The organism is Streptomyces sp. NPDC098789, assembly GCF_044759975.1.
Taxonomy (GTDB): Bacteria; Actinomycetota; Actinomycetes; order Streptomycetales; family Streptomycetaceae; genus Streptomyces.
Genome location: NZ_JBIWAJ010000020.1, coordinates 15,774 through 32,648 on the forward strand (window position 1 = coordinate 15,774; position 16,875 = coordinate 32,648).

General features: G+C 69.0%; 13 protein-coding genes. 7 read left to right on the plus strand and 6 right to left on the minus strand.

Features of this window, described 5'->3' with window-relative positions:
• Nucleotides 1-19 precede the first annotated feature (19 nt).
• From ilvE to ACIQWR_RS31895, 5 genes are read left to right on the plus strand one after another with little or no spacing between them, the layout of a single operon-like run.
• Nucleotides 20-970, plus strand: a complete 951-nt coding sequence (gene ilvE, locus ACIQWR_RS31875; RefSeq protein WP_404016730.1) for a branched-chain-amino-acid transaminase — start codon at nucleotides 20-22, stop codon at nucleotides 968-970.
• Nucleotides 967-1,785, plus strand: coding sequence for a cyclase family protein (locus ACIQWR_RS31880; protein WP_404016733.1), 819 nt, complete (start codon nucleotides 967-969; stop codon nucleotides 1,783-1,785). Before ilvE ends, ACIQWR_RS31880 begins: the two co-directional genes overlap by 4 nt.
• A 34-nt stretch (nucleotides 1,786-1,819) precedes the next feature.
• On the plus strand, nucleotides 1,820-3,100 hold the full coding sequence (locus ACIQWR_RS31885) for an MFS transporter (protein WP_404016735.1): 1,281 nt from the start codon (nucleotides 1,820-1,822) through the stop codon (nucleotides 3,098-3,100).
• Nucleotides 3,101-3,129: 29 nt separating this feature from the next.
• On the plus strand, nucleotides 3,130-3,360 hold the full coding sequence (locus tag ACIQWR_RS31890) for a chorismate mutase (RefSeq protein WP_354382757.1): 231 nt from the start codon (nucleotides 3,130-3,132) through the stop codon (nucleotides 3,358-3,360).
• Complete coding sequence (locus ACIQWR_RS31895; protein ID WP_404016737.1) at nucleotides 3,357-3,866, plus strand: hypothetical protein; 510 nt, start codon at nucleotides 3,357-3,359, stop codon at nucleotides 3,864-3,866. The genes ACIQWR_RS31890 and ACIQWR_RS31895 overlap by 4 nt, the downstream gene beginning before the upstream one ends.
• Here ACIQWR_RS31895 and ACIQWR_RS31900 read toward each other — a convergent pair.
• Nucleotides 3,844-4,974 carry a LuxR C-terminal-related transcriptional regulator gene (locus ACIQWR_RS31900; RefSeq protein ID WP_404016739.1) on the minus strand — a complete coding sequence of 377 codons (1,131 nt, stop codon included), beginning with the start codon at nucleotides 4,972-4,974 and terminating at the stop codon, nucleotides 3,844-3,846. The two genes, ACIQWR_RS31895 and ACIQWR_RS31900, sit on opposite strands and share 23 nt — an antisense overlap.
• A gap of 202 nt (nucleotides 4,975-5,176) precedes the next feature.
• Here ACIQWR_RS31900 and ACIQWR_RS31905 point away from each other — a divergent pair, with 202 nt between their 5' ends.
• Nucleotides 5,177-5,350 (plus strand): hypothetical protein, encoded by a 174-nt coding sequence (locus ACIQWR_RS31905; RefSeq protein ID WP_404016741.1) that lies wholly within the window; start codon nucleotides 5,177-5,179, stop codon nucleotides 5,348-5,350.
• Between the two features lie 126 nt (nucleotides 5,351-5,476).
• On the opposite strand, the gene tuf is transcribed toward ACIQWR_RS31905, so the two are convergent.
• The 4 genes from tuf to rpsL form a co-directional block, all read right to left on the minus strand.
• Nucleotides 5,477-6,670 carry an elongation factor Tu gene (gene tuf / locus ACIQWR_RS31910; protein ID WP_399259381.1) on the minus strand — a complete coding sequence of 398 codons (1,194 nt, stop codon included), beginning with the start codon at nucleotides 6,668-6,670 and terminating at the stop codon, nucleotides 5,477-5,479.
• A 148-nt stretch (nucleotides 6,671-6,818) separates the two neighbouring features.
• Nucleotides 6,819-8,948 (minus strand): elongation factor G, encoded by a 2,130-nt coding sequence (gene fusA / locus ACIQWR_RS31915; protein ID WP_399259380.1) that lies wholly within the window; start codon nucleotides 8,946-8,948, stop codon nucleotides 6,819-6,821.
• 39 nt (nucleotides 8,949-8,987) lie between these two features.
• On the minus strand, nucleotides 8,988-9,458 hold the full coding sequence (gene rpsG, locus ACIQWR_RS31920; RefSeq protein ID WP_399259379.1) for a 30S ribosomal protein S7: 471 nt from the start codon (nucleotides 9,456-9,458) through the stop codon (nucleotides 8,988-8,990).
• A gap of 2 nt (nucleotides 9,459-9,460) precedes the next feature.
• The gene (gene rpsL, locus ACIQWR_RS31925; protein WP_007265893.1) at nucleotides 9,461-9,832 is read right to left on the minus strand and encodes a 30S ribosomal protein S12; all 372 of its coding nucleotides are present in this window, start codon (nucleotides 9,830-9,832) and stop codon (nucleotides 9,461-9,463) included.
• Nucleotides 9,833-10,238: 406 nt separating this feature from the next.
• Between rpsL and ACIQWR_RS31930 the strand changes: the two genes are divergently transcribed.
• Nucleotides 10,239-12,725, plus strand: coding sequence for a YfhO family protein (locus tag ACIQWR_RS31930; RefSeq protein ID WP_404016745.1), 2,487 nt, complete (start codon nucleotides 10,239-10,241; stop codon nucleotides 12,723-12,725).
• Nucleotides 12,726-12,897: 172 nt separating this feature from the next.
• Here the strand turns inward: ACIQWR_RS31930 and ACIQWR_RS31935 are convergent, their stop codons facing one another.
• Nucleotides 12,898-16,797 (minus strand): DNA-directed RNA polymerase subunit beta', encoded by a 3,900-nt coding sequence (locus tag ACIQWR_RS31935; RefSeq protein ID WP_404016748.1) that lies wholly within the window; start codon nucleotides 16,795-16,797, stop codon nucleotides 12,898-12,900.
• Nucleotides 16,798-16,875 lie beyond the last annotated feature (78 nt).

Sequence of the window (16,875 nt, forward strand, 5' to 3'; positions counted from 1 at the left end):
TCCCCCGCAGGAGCACCCCATGACCGTCCCCCGACTCCCCACCCACGGCTGGCTCAACGGCGCCGTCGTCGACTGGGAGAACTGCACCGTCCACGCCCGCTCGCAGGGCGCCTTCTGGGGCGCCAACGTCTTCGAGGGCCTGCGCGCCTACCGCCGCCCCGACCGCTCGGGCCTCGCGGTCTTCCGCATCGACGAGCACCTCGCCCGACTGCGCCGCTCGATGAAGGCGCTGCGCATGGAGATCCCCTTCACCGACGAGCAGCTCAAGCAGGGCGTGCTCGACGTGCTGAAGGCCAACGCCTTCGACGAGGACGCGCACATCTGCGTCGTCTCGTACTTCAACATGGGCCCGAACGGCGACCCGCTCAGCCACACCGACGACGCCGGCGCCCACATCACCACCACCCGCGCCCCGCGCGGCCGCGGCTTCGACGGCGGACTCTCCGCGACCATCTCGTCCTGGCGCCGGATCAGCGACGACAGCATGCCGCCGCGCATCAAGGCCGGTGCGAACTACCACAACAGCCGGCTCGCCCACCACGAGGCCGTGCGCAACGGCTACGACACCACGCTCCTGCTCAACCAGCGCGGCACCGTCTCCGAGGCGCCCGGTTCCTGCGTCGTGATGCTGCGCGACGGCAAGCTCATCACCCCGCCCGGGACCAGCGGCGTGCTCGAAGGCATCACCGTCGCCACCCTCGGCGAACTCGCCGCGAACGAGCTGGGCATCCCGATGGAGCGCCGCGAGATCGACCGCACCGAGCTGTACACCGCCGACGAGGTCTTCGTCGCGGGCACCCTCGCCGAGGTCGCCCCGGTCACCACCATCGACCGGATCCCGGTCGGCGACGGCGCACCCGGCGTGACCACCCGCAAGCTCCAGGAGCTCTACGACGCGGTGGTGCGCGACCAGCACCCCGACTACCGGCACTGGAACACGATCGTCCACACGACGGAGACCTCCGCATGAGCACCGCCGCCGCCAACGTCCCCACCACGGCCACCGCCCTCGCGCCGCTGCTCGGCGCCCTCCTCGACGGCTCCGTCGAGGTCGTCGACCTCACCTCGCCGCTGTCCGAGCAGACCCCGCTGATCCAGCTCCCGCCGGAGCGCGGCCAGCCCTGGCCGTTCGCGCGCGAGGTCATCAGCCACTACGACGAGGCCGGACCGACCGTCTACTGGAACAACATCCGCCTCTCGGAGCACACCGGAACCCACTTCGACGCGCCGGTCCACTGGCTCACGGGCCGCGACCTCGACGACGTCTCCCAGGTACCGCCGCAGCGCCTGGTCGGCCCCGCCGCCGTGCTCGACTTCTCCGCCGAAGCCGCGGCCGACCCCGACTTCCTGCTCCAGCGCCACCACGTGGAGGCCTGGCAGCAGGAGCACGGCGACCTCCCGGCGGGCGGCTGGCTGCTCTACCGCACCGGCTGGGAGGCCCGCCAGGGCGACCAGGACACCTTCCTCAACGGGCGGCACACCCCCGGCATCGCCCCGGACTGCGCCCGCTGGCTCGCCGAGGAGACCGCGGTCATCGGCATCGGCGTGGAGACGGTCGGCACCGACGCCGGACTCGCCGGCGAGTTCGAGGACCAGCCCTACCCCTGCCACTGGTACTTCCACGGCGCCGACAAGTACGGCATCACCCAGCTGCGCAACCTGCACCGGCTGCCCGCCCAGGGCGCCGTGCTGATCGCCGCGCCGCTGCCCATCGTCGGCGGATCGGGCAGCCCCGCCCGCATCCTCGCCCTCGTACCCGCCGCCGTACCCGCCGCCGGCGCCTGACCGTCCCCCGTTCCCGCCGCCCCGGAAGGCACCCATGAGCCCGACGCCCGACGCCCTGGCCGCGCTCCGCCGCAGGTCGGTCAACCGCATCCTGGTCCTGCACGGCCTGTCCTCCTTCTGCTACGGCATGGTCTTCCCCTTCATCGGGATCCACCTGGCCGCCCAGCCGCGGATCGGGACGGCCGGGGTCGCCGTCTACTACGGCGCCAGCGGCCTGGCCAACCTCGCCGTGTCACTGCTGCTCACCGCCGCGGTCGTACGCGTCCCCCGGCACCTGCTCGGCGTCCTCGGCCTGCTCCTGTGGGTCGGCTGCTTCGGGGTGCTGACCGGCGCCACGACCCTGCCCGAGGCGGGCGCGGCCGCCGTGCTCGGCGGCGCGGGCCAGGGCGCCTTCATGGCCGCGATCATCCCGATCGTCAACTCCCTGGTACCGCCCGAGGAACGGCGCGCGGTCTTCGCCCGCCGCTACCAGATCCTCAACGCCACGCTGGCGGGCGGCTCCCTGGTGGCCGGCCTGTTCCTCGCCGCCTTCTCCCGGGAGGCCATCACCTGGCTGCTGCTGGTGAACGCCGCCGGATACCTGCCGGTCGCCCTCGTCTTGGTCCTGGCCCGCAAGGTCCCCGGGATCGCGGAATCCGCGGCGGCCGGCCCGGCACCCGACGGCGCGGCGCCCGAAAAGGCCGCCCCCGCCTTCGGCACCGGCATGCTCGTCCGCGCCTCGCTGACCGCCGCCCTGTTCCAGTTCGGCGCGTACCTCTTCGGCTTCAGCCAGTTCGAGGCCACCGCCCCGCTCGTCGCCGACCAGCTCATGGGCACCGGCATCGGCTGGATCTCGGTGATGCTCACCGTCAACGTCGTGGTGATCGTGGCCTGCCAGCGCCCGCTCGGGAAGCTGCTGGAGAAGCACTCCGAGGAACGCGGACTGCGCCTCGCCGTGGCCCTGTGGGTGATCGGCTTCCTCTGCGCCGGCCTGAGCGCCTTCGGCCCCGGGCCCGTCCAGCTCACCGGGCTGATCCTCTACGCGGCCTTCTTCGGCCTCGGCGAGTGCGCCTACTCGTGCTCGTTCCACCCCTGGCTGATCTCCAAGGTGCCCGACCGCGAGCTGACCCGGGCCAGCGCCCTGTGCAACTCGATGATGGGCATCGGCATGTTCTTCGGCCCCTCCGCGGGCATCGCGCTCATCGGCCTCGGCGACCCGCTCTGGGTCTGGCTGCCGCTGGCCGCCCTGTGCGGGCTCGTCGCCCTCACCACCCTGCGCCGCAGGGCCCGTACCGCCGCCGACTCCGGCGCCACCGCGCTCGTACCGGCCGGCTGACCCCCGTGACCACCACAACGGAGAACCCCATGCAGCCCGACGACATCGCCGTCCTCGACCAGCAGATCATCCACCTCGTCGGCCGGCGCGCCGAGGCCGCCCGCGCGCGCACCCGCGCCCGCGTCACCTCCGGCGGCGCCCGGACCTCCCTGACCGAGGAGAACGTGGTCATCGACCGCTACCAGGAGGAATTCGGCCGCCCCGGGGTCAACCTGGCCCTGCTGCTCCTCGGCCTCCCGGACCGGCTGCCCCGGCGGTGAGCGCCGTCCGCTGCTACGTCTACGCCCGCACGCCCGCCGCGGAAACCGGCGCCCCGGCCGGCCCCTGGCGGGTGGGCGTCCTGCCCGGCGGGACGCTCGCCCTGCCCCACGCCCCGCTGGCCGCCGCGGCCGACCCGGCCGCGGCGGCGGCCGCACTGGTACGGGAGCTGACCGGCCGGATCCCCCGGCTCGTCGCCCCGCCGGTGCCCCCGCTGGAGGGGGCCGGAGCCGCATGGTGGATCCGGTCGCCGCACGGGGGCCCGTACGCGCGCGAACACGAGCACGTGATGGTCCTGCCGGGCCCGCCGCCGCCCGGCCTGGACTGGCTCGCCCCGACGCCCGCGCGGCCCCTGCTCCGGGACGAGAACCTGCGGCTCGCGGCGGCGCTCGGCGCCGTCCTGGACGCACTGCTCGCCGGGCGCACCGACCCCGCCGTCATGCGGGCCATGACCTTCGGCCACAGCCGCCGGGACGTGGGCCCGCCTAGGCCCCGGGCCCAGTGGTGACGGGGGCCGCACCCTCCCCGGCCGCACCCTCCCCGGCCGCGCCTTCCACGACCGCACCGCCCCCGGCGCCGCCCGCCCGGGACTCGCCGTCGAGCACCACGCCCGCCTCCTCCAGGCCGACCAGGTAGCCGATCTGGAAGCGGCTCTTCGCGTCGAGGGACCGCATGATCTCCGCGACGTGCCGCTGCACGGTCCGCACCGACATCCCGAGCCGGCGCGAGATGGCCTTGTCGTCCAGGCCCTCGGTCAGCAGCCGCACGATCGAGTGGCGCAGGTCCTCGGAGACCTGCTTCGCCCACTCGCGGTCGAAGCTCACGGGGAACGGGTCCGCCGCCCGCCACGCCGTCTCGAACGAGGTCACCATGAACGCGACCAGATTGGGCTCGTAGACCACCAGGGCGTGCGCCGAGTTCCCCTGCACGCTGACCACCGCCGCCCGGCGGTCGTAGATCAGCATCCGGTCCGGGCCGTCGGCGAGGGTGCGCACCTCCGCGCCGCGCTCCATCATCCACTCGGCGAACTCCACCGTGTGCTGGCTGTAGCGGGCCGGGTGCTGGTAGATCGACCGGCTGCTCACCCCGCGTTCGAGCAGCCGCGCCATGCTGCCGCGCGCCTTCTGCAGCGCCTCGGGGTCGCGCGCGCCGCCCGGCTGCACGTGCAGCGCCTCGGTCTGGCAGCTGTCCGTCAGCCCGTCGATCAGCCGTCGTACGTCGTCCAGATCGGTCAGCAGTTCCACGGCCTTGCGCTGCTGGCGCTGCTGACCCAGCTGGTAGCAGGGCCCCAGCGTGGCGAAGGAGGTACGGATGCGCTCCACCGCTTCGGCCTGCCGGCGGATCCTGCGCTCCATCGGCCACAGCAGCTGACCGGCCGCGAACTGCGGGGAGACCACCGCCAGCCGGTTCGCGTTCTCCGCGTCCCGGCGCAGCAGCCGCAGCGCCTCCAGCTGCTCGACCGCCGCCTGTAGCTCCAGCTCGCCGAGCCCTAGCGGACCCGCCACCTCCTCCGGGGTGAAGGAGGGCAGACCGGCCACGAACTCGTAGAGCCGCAACCCGTCGGGCGTCAGCTCCGCCGGCGGCACCTCAGCGGCTCCGTTTTCGCCGTACTCCATCGACTTCGCCACCCTTCGTGTTTGCGACAGACGTGAATACCGCAGGTCAAGGGGGGTCCCGTGCGGCTCCTGCGCGCGGCAAGCTACTCGAAGACAAGCCAGCCGGCCATCCGGAATATGTCAAAAACTGGCTGATCAGCGCCGCATGTCGACCGGCAATCTGATGCTGTTCTGACCTATCAGCATGAAAAGGACCCACACAATGCAGTCGATCTCTGCCCGAATCGCCCTGCTCATCACCGGTGTAGCCGCGGCGCTGGCCCTCATTATCGGCCAGTCCCCTATGAATTCCAGCACCGGGCAGAACGTCGCCGGCGACAACGGCTGGTCCGCCCCGGTGAAGACGGCCACCACCTTCGACAACGGCTGGTCGTAGCACGCCCCCCGGGCACGACCTCCGGGGGGAAACGCCGAGGGGCCCTTCCCCGTCGCTCTCGCGACGGGGAAGGGCCCCTCAGTGCATGGTGCTCCGCAGAGCTACCAGGTCGGATCAGGCCTGAAATCAGGCGTTGATCTTGGTGACCTGGCCGGCGCCGACGGTCCGGCCACCCTCACGGATGGCGAACTTCAGGCCCTCTTCCATGGCGACCGGCTGGATCAGCGCGACGGTCATCTCGGTGTTGTCACCGGGCATGACCATCTCGGTGCCCTCGGGGAGGGTCACGACGCCCGTTACGTCCGTGGTACGGAAGTAGAACTGCGGGCGGTAGTTGTTGAAGAACGGGGTGTGACGGCCACCCTCGTCCTTCGACAGGATGTAGGCCTGAGCCTCGAACTCCTTGTGCGGGGTGACCGAGCCGGGCTTGATGATGACCTGGCCGCGCTCGACGTCCTCGCGCTTGATGCCGCGGAGGAGCAGACCGACGTTCTCGCCCGCCTGGCCCTCGTCGAGGAGCTTGCGGAACATCTCGATACCGGTGACCGTGGTGGTGGTCTTGGTCTCCTTGATACCGATGATGTCGACGGTCTCGTTGACCTTCAGGACACCACGCTCAATACGACCGGTGACGACGGTGCCACGACCGGTGATCGTGAAGACGTCCTCGACGGGCATGAGGAACGGCATCTCGGTGTCACGCGGCGGGGTCGGGATCGCCTCGTCGACAGCGTCCATCAGGCCGAGGAGCTTCGCGCTCCACTCGGGGTCACCCTCGAGCGCCTTGAGCGCGGAGACCTGGACGACCGGAAGGTCGTCGCCCGGGAACTCGTAGTCGGAGAGGAGCTCACGGACCTCGAGCTCGACGAGCTCCAGGATCTCCTCGTCGTCCACCATGTCGGCCTTGTTCAGGGCGACGACGATGTACGGAACGCCGACCTGGCGGGCCAGGAGCACGTGCTCCTTGGTCTGCGGCATCGGGCCGTCGGTGGCGGCGACCACGAGGATCGCGCCGTCCATCTGCGCGGCACCGGTGATCATGTTCTTGATGTAGTCCGCGTGACCCGGGCAGTCGACGTGGGCGTAGTGACGCGCCTCGGTCTGGTACTCGACGTGCGCGATGGAGATGGTGATACCGCGCTGACGCTCTTCAGGAGCCTTGTCGATCTGATCGAAGGCCGAAGCCGCGTTCAGGTCCGGGTACTTGTCGTGCAGCACCTTGGTAATGGCGGCCGTGAGGGTCGTCTTACCGTGGTCAATGTGACCGATGGTGCCGATGTTGACGTGCGGCTTAGTCCGCTCGAACTTCGCCTTCGCCACGGGGTCCTCCTGGAGAGTGGTTCTGTACGCCTTACAGATTGGCGCCAGGTGATCTTTGCTGGAAAGCCGGTACCCCGGGGCAACCGGAGGGTTGCTCCTGTTGCCCCTGAGGCTCCGGTGACAAGCCTAAAGCGTGTACTCGGAAGAGTTACTCGCCCTTGGCCTTCGCGATGATCTCCTCAGCGACGTTCCGGGGAACCTCGGCGTAGGAGTCGAACTGCATCGAGTAGCTGGCGCGACCCGAGGTCTTGCTGCGGAGGTCTCCGACGTAGCCGAACATCTCCGAGAGGGGCACGAGGCCCTTCACGAGGCGAGCGCCGTGACGCTCCTCCATGGCCTGGATCTGGCCACGGCGGGAGTTGATGTCACCGATGACATCGCCCATGGACTCTTCGGGCGTGGTGACCTCAACGGACATCATCGGCTCGAGGAGCACGGGAGACGCCTTGCGCGCGGCCTCCTTGAAGGCCTGCGAACCGGCGATCTTGAAGGCGAGCTCCGAGGAGTCGACCTCGTGGTAGCCACCGTCGAGAAGAATGACGCGGACGCCAGTCATCTCGTAGCCCGCGAGGATGCCGAACTGCATGGCTTCCTGCGCACCCGCGTCGACCGAGGGGATGTACTCCCTCGGGATGCGGCCACCGGTGACCTTGTTCACGAACTCGTACGCCGGACCGTCGGCCTCGAGGATCGGCTCGATCGCGATCTGCACCTTGGCGAACTGACCGGTACCACCGGTCTGCTTCTTGTGGGTGTAGTCGTGACGCTCGACGGTCTTGCGGATCGTCTCGCGGTAAGCGACCTGCGGCTTGCCGACGTTGGCCTCGACCTTGAACTCGCGCTTCATACGGTCGACCAGCACCTCGAGGTGCAGCTCGCCCATACCGCCGAGAATGGTCTGGCCGGTCTCCTCGTCCGAGTGGACGTGGAAGGAGGGGTCCTCCTCGGCCAGGGACTGGATGGCGACACCCAGCTTCTCCTGGTCGCCCTTGGACTTCGGCTCGATGGCGACCTGGATGACCGGAGCCGGGAAGTCCATGGACTCCAGGATCACGGGGGCCTTGTCGTCACACAGCGTCTCACCGGTCGTGGTCTGCTTCAGACCCATGACGGCGACGATGTCACCGGCGCCCACCGCGGCGATCTCTTCACGCTTGTTCGCGTGCATGCGGTAGATCTTGCCGATGCGCTCCTTCTTGCCCTTGACGGAGTTCAGCACCGCAGTGCCGGCCTCCAGGCGGCCCGAGTAAACCCGGACGAAGGTGAGCTTGCCGAGGTGCGGGTCGCGCATGATCTTGAACGCGAGCGCCGAGAGGGGCTCGTCGTCCGAGGGCTTGCGCTTCACGACGACCTCGGCGTCCCGGACGTCGTGGCCTTCGATGGCCTCGATGTCCAGGGGCGACGGGAGGTAGCGGATGACGGCGTCGAGCAGGGGCTGAACACCCTTGTTCTTGAACGCCGTGCCACAGAACACCGCGGTGATCGTGGCGCCGGTGCCCTTGCCGGAACCGATGATGATGCGACGCACGGCGTCGTGCAGCTGCTCGGCCGTGGGCTCGATGCCCTCGAGGAACAGCTCCATGATCTGGTCGTCGTTCTCGGCGACCGTCTCCACCAACTTGGCGTGCCACTCAGCGGCGGCTTCCTTGTGGGTGTCCGGGATGTCGACGATGTCGTACATCTCGCCCTTGGTCGCCTCGGCGGACCAGACGAACGCCTTCATGGTGACCAGGTCGACAACGCCCTGGAAGTCCATCTCGGCGCCGATGGGGAGCTGCATGACGATCGGAACCGCACCGAGGCGGTCCTTGATCATGTCGACGCAACGGTGGAACTCGGCGCCGGTGCGGTCGAGCTTGTTGACGAAGCAGATGCGCGGGACGCCGTAGCGGTCCGCCTGACGCCAAACGGTCTCGGACTGCGGCTCGACGCCGGCCACACCGTCGAACACGGTGACGGCGCCGTCGAGGACGCGGAGCGAACGCTCCACCTCGACGGTGAAGTCGACGTGACCCGGGGTGTCGATGATGTTGATGGTGTGGTCAACATCTTCGAGCGGCCAGTGACAGGTGGTGGCGGCAGACGTGATGGTGATACCACGCTCCTGCTCCTGCTCCATCCAGTCCATCGTGGCTGCGCCGTCGTGGACCTCACCGATCTTGTACGACACACCGGTGTAGAACAGGATGCGCTCGGTGGTGGTCGTCTTGCCCGCGTCGATGTGGGCCATGATGCCGATGTTGCGCACCTTGGCCAGGTCAAGCGAAGTGGTAGCCATATCGGCTCAGTCTTCTCTCGGTCTCGATGTGGGTTCGGACTACCAGCGGTAGTGCGCGAAGGCCTTGTTGGACTCGGCCATCTTGTGCGTGTCTTCACGCTTCTTGACGGCAGCACCGAGACCGTTGGACGCGTCCAGCAGCTCGTTCATGAGGCGCTCGGTCATCGTCTTCTCGCGGCGGGCGCGGGAGTAACCCACGAGCCAGCGCAGCGCGAGGGTCGACTGACGACCCGGCTTGACCTCGATCGGCACCTGGTAGGTGGCGCCACCGACACGGCGGGACTTGACCTCAAGCGACGGCTTGACGTTCTCGAGCGCGCGCTTCAGCGTGATGACCGGGTCGTTGCCGGTCTTCTCGCGGAGGCCTTCCATGGCGCCGTAAACGATGCGCTCAGCGGTGGAGCGCTTGCCGTTCATGAGGATCTTGTTGATGAGCGACGTCACCAGGGGAGAACCGTAGACCGGGTCGATGATGACCGGGCGCTTCGGGGCGGGGCCCTTACGAGGCATTTCTACTTCTCCTTCTTGGCGCCGTAGCGGCTGCGGGCCTGCTTGCGGTTCTTGACAGCCTGGGTGTCAAGCGCACCGCGGATGATCTTGTAACGAACACCCGGCAGGTCCTTCACACGGCCACCACGCACGAGCACGATGGAGTGCTCCTGCAGGTTGTGTCCCTCACCCGGAATGTAGGCCGTGACCTCGATGCCGGAGGTCAGACGCACGCGCGCGACCTTACGGAGCGCCGAGTTCGGCTTCTTCGGGGTGGTCGTGAACACACGCGTGCAGACGCCGCGACGCTGGGGCGAAGCCTCAAGCGCGGGGGTCTTTGTCTTCTCGACCTTGTCCTGCCGGCCCTTACGGACCAGCTGCTGGATCGTAGGCACTACTTCTCCGGTTTCTGTGTGCCGTGTAGTGAAGCTAACCTGGAACATTTGCCGACCCACGCGGTCGGGTGTGTCGTACCCGCTCAGCCCCCGCTCAGCGCGGAGACCCTACGGATAACGGTGGCCAGTGCGGCTCGCGTGCGGTTGATGGACACGCACGGGAGCCCAGGCACACCCCAGGCACAAGGTCTGAGCGTACCTACCGCATTCACTCCGGTCAAAACAAATGCCCCCGCCGGGTCGCTCGCCCCCGGGGGCCCGGCCCACGGCCGCTTAAACTACCCGAAACGATCCATCGTACCGATCATCGAACAGCGCGCGACCCGGCGCCGGCCCCGGTGGGCCCCCGCGGACGCACGGCGCACCGACGGCATCGGCGAGCATCAGGAGCAAGACATTGGGCACCGTGGCATCGGAGCGGTCGACGGTCGGCGATCCGCCCCCAGAGCCCGCACGGCCCGCCCGCCGCCGCCTGCGGCCGGTCCTGCGGCGGCTGTACGCGCCCCTGCTCGCCTTCCTCGTCACCTCGGCCGCGTTCTGCTCGGCCTGGGCGCTGCGCGGGAGCTACCCCTTCGGCAACACCGGGCGGGCCCTGAACGACCAGGCCAACCAGTACGTGCCCTTCCACCGCGCGCTCTGGGACCTGGTCCACGGGCAGGCCGCCGGCGACCTGCTCTTCACCTGGCGCGGCGGCTTCGGACAGCAGTTCCTGTCCGACTACTACACCTACCTCGGCAACCCGCTGTCCTGGCTGACCGTGCTGGTCCCGCGGGCCCGCGTCGACCTCGCGGTCTTCCTGGTCACCCCGCTCACCATGGGGCTCGCGGCGGCCCTGATGGCCGTCTACCTCGGCAAGCTGGTCCCGGGCCCGTGGTGGCAGCGCGGGGTACTGGGCGCCTGCTACGGCCTGTGCGGATGGGCGCTGAGCGACGCCTCGTACATCCCCATGTGGCTGTGGGGCCTGGTGGCGCTGCCCATGCTCGGGATCGCGGTCGAATGGTGCCTGGAGCAGCGGCGCTGGCCCTCGGTGGCCCTCCTCGTCGCGCTGGCCTGGTACGGCAACTTCTACACCGCGATGATGGCGACGATGGCGGCCTGCGTGCTGCTCGCCGTCCGTCTCATCACCCGGGACATGGAGTCCGGTGCGCGGCTGCGGGCCGTGTGGCGCGCGGGCTCCGCGGCGGCGGTGGGCATCATGCTCACCCTCCCCCTCCTCCTTCCGTCCTTCCTCTCCAGCGGCGCGGCGCAGCCCACCGACGCCTCCTCCTTCCACCCGCAGCGCATCGAGGTCTTCCTCAGCGGGATGCTGCCCGCGACCCACCTGTGGGGCGGCCGGCCCCGGCTCTACATCGCCTCGCTCGGCCTGATCCTGGCCGGCTCCTTCCTCCTGAACACCGCCGTCGCCAAGCGCACCCGCCTGGTGTGGGGCGCCGCGATCGTGCTGGTGGCGGCCTCGTTCCAGTTCCCGCCGACCCAGTACCTGTGGCACGGCCTGGCCGTCCCGAACGGCAACCCGTACCGCGAGGCCTTCGTCTTCAGCGGGATGCTGGTCGTGCTGGCCTGGCTGGCCCTCGCCCACCGGCCGCGCCCGCTGCACCTGGCGCTCAGCGCGGCCCTGCTGGTCGTCGCCACCTTCGTCCTGCGCCACACCAACGACTTCGGCGGCGCCACCTGGGCGGCGGTCCTCGGCGGCGGGGGCGTCTCGCTGCTCGCGCTGCTGCTCCTCGTGACCAGCGGCAAGCGGCGCTACCTCGTGCCCGTCGCCGCCGTCCTCATGGTCGGCGTCGTCTTCGCGGAATCCACCCTGGCCGCGGTGAACGCCGACGAGCGCCGGGCCCGCGAACGCTGGGCCGCGCCCGCCGTGACCTCGAACCGGTCGATCTCCCAGCACTTCGACGCCGTCCGCGACGTGGACGGCTGGCCCGCATACCGGACCGACTCCGGCGCGCCGCAGACCGCGTACAACGACGCCCTCGCCCTGCGGGCCGAGGGTCCGCAGTACTACAGCAGCTACCTCCCCGAGGCCACGTACAAGGCCCTCGAACCCCTCGGCTTCGGCTACAAGAACGACGGCCGCACCTTCTTCGGCGCCGACAACCCGGTCCTCGACGCGATCTTCTCGATCGGCGCCCGGGTCCGCCCGGGCGACGCCCCGAACAGCTGGACTGCCAGCCGCTTCCCGGCCCCGCCCCTGGTGACCGTCCACAGCGCCCCCTTCACCTCGCCGAACCCCGCCGACAGCGTTTACGCGCACCAGGAGGACGTGCTGGGCGCCGCCGTCTACGACGTCCCGAAGGTCACCCGCACGGGCCCGGACACCGCACAGACGTACACCGCCCGGTGCACGCCCGGCTCCGAGCTGTACTGGTACTCCCCCGCCCTCTACGGCACCGTCGTCAGCGACGGCACCCGGCGCCCGATCGAGGACAAGCTCTCCGGGGTCATGAAGCTCGGCGCGGTCCCGGCCTCCGGCACGGTCGAGGTGACCGTGGAGACCCGCTCCCAGGGCGCCGCCCCCGAGCACCCCGTCGGCTGCCTGGACCGCGGCCGCCTCGACGCGGCCGTCGCCCACCTGAAGGCCACCGGGGCCACGAAGGTCACCGCGAGCGGCCACGGCATCGAGGCCACCCTCCCCCGCGGCGCCTCCGGCACGGCCGTCTTCGCGATGACCGACGTCCCCGGCTGGCAGTGCACCGCGGGCGGCGCCGCCACCACCCCGACCGCCCACCACGGCCTGGTCGCCCTCCCGGTGACCCCGACCACCGGCACGGTCGCGTGCAGCTTCACCCCCCGCGGCCTCACCCCGGGCCTGGCAGCCGCCACCCTGGCCCTCCTGGCCCTCACCTCGGTAACGGTCACCTCCCTCCGCCGCCGCAGGACGGGCGCCGCGTAGGGGGGACGCACCCACGCACACGCCGAAGGGGGGCGCCGCCGGATCTCCGGCGGCGCCCCCCTTCGGCGTTTCGCAGCGCCGCTCCGGGTTCCACGACCCGGGAACGCCGCAGGGCGGTCACCCTCTCGGGTGACCGCCCTGCGGTGCTTGTCTACTGCGCTACTGGAGCGACTCAGCCGTTGTACGGGCCGTAGTCGTAGTCCTCCAGCGGGACGGCCTGGCCGGAGCCGGTGCCGAAGGGCGAGTAGTCGATGTCGTCGTAACCGACGGCCGAGTACATCGCGGCCTTGGCTTCCTCGGTGGGCTCGACCCGGATGTTGCGGTAGCGGGACAGACCCGTACCGGCCGGGATGAGCTTACCGATGATGACGTTCTCCTTGAGGCCGATGAGGCTGTCGGACTTGGCGTTGATCGCCGCATCCGTCAGGACTCGGGTCGTCTCCTGGAAGGAGGCGGCCGACAGCCAGGATTCCGTCGCCAGCGAGGCCTTGGTGATACCCATCAGCTGCGGACGGCCGGAGGCGGGGTGACCGCCCTCGGTGACCACACGACGGTTCTCGGTCTCGAACTTCGACCGCTCGACGAGCTCGCCCGGAAGCAGCTCCGCGTCGCCGGACTCGATGATCGTCACGCGGCGCAGCATCTGCCGAATGATGATCTCGATGTGCTTGTCGTGGATCGACACGCCCTGCGAGTTGTAGACCTTCTGGACTTCGCCGACCAGGTGGACCTGGACCGCGCGCTGACCGAGGATGCGCAGCACGTCGTGCGGGTTGGTGGCACCCGCGGTGAGCTTCTGGCCCACCTCGACGTGGTCACCCTCGTGCACGAGGACCTTGGCGCGCTTGGAGATCGGGAACGCCGTCTCCTCGGCACCGTCGTCCGGCGTGATGACGATCTTCTTCGTCTTCTCGGTCTCCTCGATCCGCACGCGACCGGCGGCCTCGGAGATCGGGGCGACACCCTTCGGCGTACGGGCTTCGAAGAGCTCGACGACACGCGGCAGACCCTGCGTGATGTCGTCACCGGCCACACCACCGGTGTGGAAGGTACGCATCGTCAGCTGGGTACCGGGCTCACCGATGGACTGGGCGGCGATGATGCCGACCGCCTCACCGATGTCGACCAGCTTGCCGGTGGCGAGCGAGCGTCCGTAGCAGAAGGCACAGGTGCCGACCGCGGACTCACAGGTCAGGACCGAGCGGGTCTTGACCTCCTCGACGCCGTTCGCGATGAGGGCGTCGATGAGCACGTCACCGAGGTCCACGTTGGCCGGCGCGATGACCTTGCCGTCGATGACGACGTCCTCGGCCAGCATGCGGGCGTAGATGGAGGTCTCGACGTCGTCGGCCTTGCGCAGAACACCGGTCTCGTCCTTGACGCCGATCTTCAGCTTCAGGCCGCGCTCGGTACCGCAGTCCTCCTCGCGGATGATGACGTCCTGCGAGACGTCCACCAGACGACGGGTGAGGTAACCCGAGTCGGCGGTACGCAGGGCGGTGTCCGCCAGACCCTTACGGGCACCGTGCGTGGAGATGAAGTACTCCAGAACGGTGAGGCCCTCACGGAAGGACGCCTTGATCGGACGCGGGATGGTCTCGTTCTTCGCGTTCGACACCAGACCACGCATACCGGCGATCTGTCGCATCTGCATCATGTTTCCTCGGGCACCCGAGTCAACCATCATGAAGATGGGGTTCGTCTTGGGGAAGTTCGCGTTCATCGCCTCGGCAACCTCATTGGTCGCCTTGGTCCAGATCGCGATGAGCTCCTGCGTGCGCTCGTCCTTGGTGATCAGACCGCGCTCGTACTGCTTCTGGACCTTCTCGTCCAGCTCCTCGTAGCCCTTGACGATGGCCTTCTTGGCCTCGGGCACGACGATGTCGGAGACGGACACGGTGACGCCCGAACGGGTCGCCCAGTGGAAGCCCGACGCCTTCAGGTTGTCGAGCGTCGCCGCCACGATGACCTTGGGGTAGCGCTCGGCCAGGTCGTTGACGATCTCGGAGAGCTGCTTCTTGCCCACCGAGTAGTCGACGAACGGGTAGTCCTCGGGCAGCAGCTCGTTGAAGAGCGCACGGCCCAGGGAGGTGCGCAGACGGAAGCTGTCGCCCGGCTGGAACTCCTGCTCGCCCTCTTCGGCCACCGGGGGCACCCAGCCGCGCGGCGGGATGGTGCCCACCGGGAAGCGGATGTCCACGGAGGACTGGAGCGCCAGCTCACCGTTGTCGAACGCCATGGTCGCCTCGGCCGTGGAGCCGAACGCGCGGCCCTCGCCCTTGGTGTCACGGAGCTCACCGTCGGTGGTCAGGAAGAACAGACCGAGGACCATGTCCTGGGTCGGCATCGTGACCGGACGGCCGTCGGCGGGCTTCAGGATGTTGTTCGAGGACAGCATCAGGATGCGGGCCTCGGCCTGCGCCTCCGCGGAGAGCGGGAGGTGCACGGCCATCTGGTCACCGTCGAAGTCCGCGTTGAACGCGGTGCAGACGAGCGGGTGGATCTGGATGGCCTTGCCTTCGACCAGCTGGGGCTCGAAGGCCTGGATGCCGAGGCGGTGCAGCGTGGGCGCACGGTTCAGGAGAACCGGGTGCTCGGCGATGACCTCTTCGAGCACGTCGTAGACGACCGTGCGGCCGCGCTCGACCATGCGCTTCGCCGACTTGATGTTCTGCGCGTGGTTCAGGTCGACCAGGCGCTTCATCACGAACGGCTTGAAGAGCTCCAGCGCCATGGCCTTGGGCAGACCACACTGGTGCAGCTTCAGCTGCGGACCGACGACGATCACGGAACGCGCTGAGTAGTCCACGCGCTTACCGAGAAGGTTCTGACGGAATCGACCCTGCTTGCCCTTGAGCATGTCGCTCAGGGACTTCAGCGGGCGGTTACCGGGACCGGTCACCGGACGACCACGACGACCGTTGTCGAAGAGGGCGTCGACGGCCTCCTGGAGCATGCGCTTCTCGTTGTTCACGATGATCTCGGGGGCACCGAGGTCGAGAAGGCGCTTCAGGCGGTTGTTGCGGTTGATCACGCGGCGGTACAGGTCGTTCAGGTCGGAGGTCGCGAAGCGGCCACCGTCCAGCTGCACCATCGGACGCAGGTCCGGCGGGATCACCGGCACGCAGTCCAGCACCATGCCCTTGGGGCTGTTGCTGGTCTGCAGGAACGCGGAGACGACCTTGAGGCGCTTGAGCGCACGGGTCTTCTTCTGGCCCTTGCCGGAACGGATGATCTCGCGGAGGCGCTCGGCCTCTTCCTCGAGGTCGAAGGACTCCAGGCGCTTCTGCAGCGCCGCGGCACCCATCGAACCGTCGAAGTACGTGCCGAAGCGGTCACGCAGCTCGCGGTAGAGCAGCTCGTCGCCCTCGAGGTCCTGGACCTTGAGGTTCTTGAAGCGCGACCAGACCTCGTCCAGACGGTCGATCTCGCGCTGCGCACGGTCGCGCAGCTGCTTCATCTCGCGCTCGGCACCTTCGCGCACCTTGCGGCGCACGTCGGCCTTGGCGCCCTCGGCCTCGAGCTCGGCCAGGTCGGTCTCGAGCTTCTTGGCACGGCCTTCGAGGTCCGAGTCGCGGCGGTTCTCGATCTGCTGGCGCTCGACGGAGACGTGGGCCTCCAGCGACGGGAGGTCGCGGGTGCGGCGCTCGTCGTCCACGAACGTGATCATGTACGCGGCGAAGTAGATGACCTTTTCGAGGTCCTTCGGCGCGAGGTCCAGCAGGTAGCCAAGACGCGACGGAACGCCCTTGAAGTACCAGATGTGGGTGACGGGAGCGGCAAGCTCGATGTGGCCCATCCGCTCGCGGCGCACCTTGGCGCGCGTGACTTCGACGCCACAACGCTCACAGATGATGCCCTTGAAGCGGACACGCTTGTACTTGCCGCAGTAGCACTCCCAGTCCCGGGTCGGACCGAAGATCTTCTCGCAGAAGAGTCCGTCCTTCTCGGGCTTGAGCGTGCGGTAGTTGATGGTCTCCGGCTTCTTGACCTCGCCGTGGGACCAGGTTCGGATGTCGTCCGCGGTGGCAAGGCCGATCCGCAGCTCGTCGAAGAAGTTGACGTCGAGCACTGTGCGTCAATCCCTCTTTCGGGGTCGAGTCTCAATCATGGTCTGAACGGTCCCGGGGATGACGGGGGGCTCTTGAGC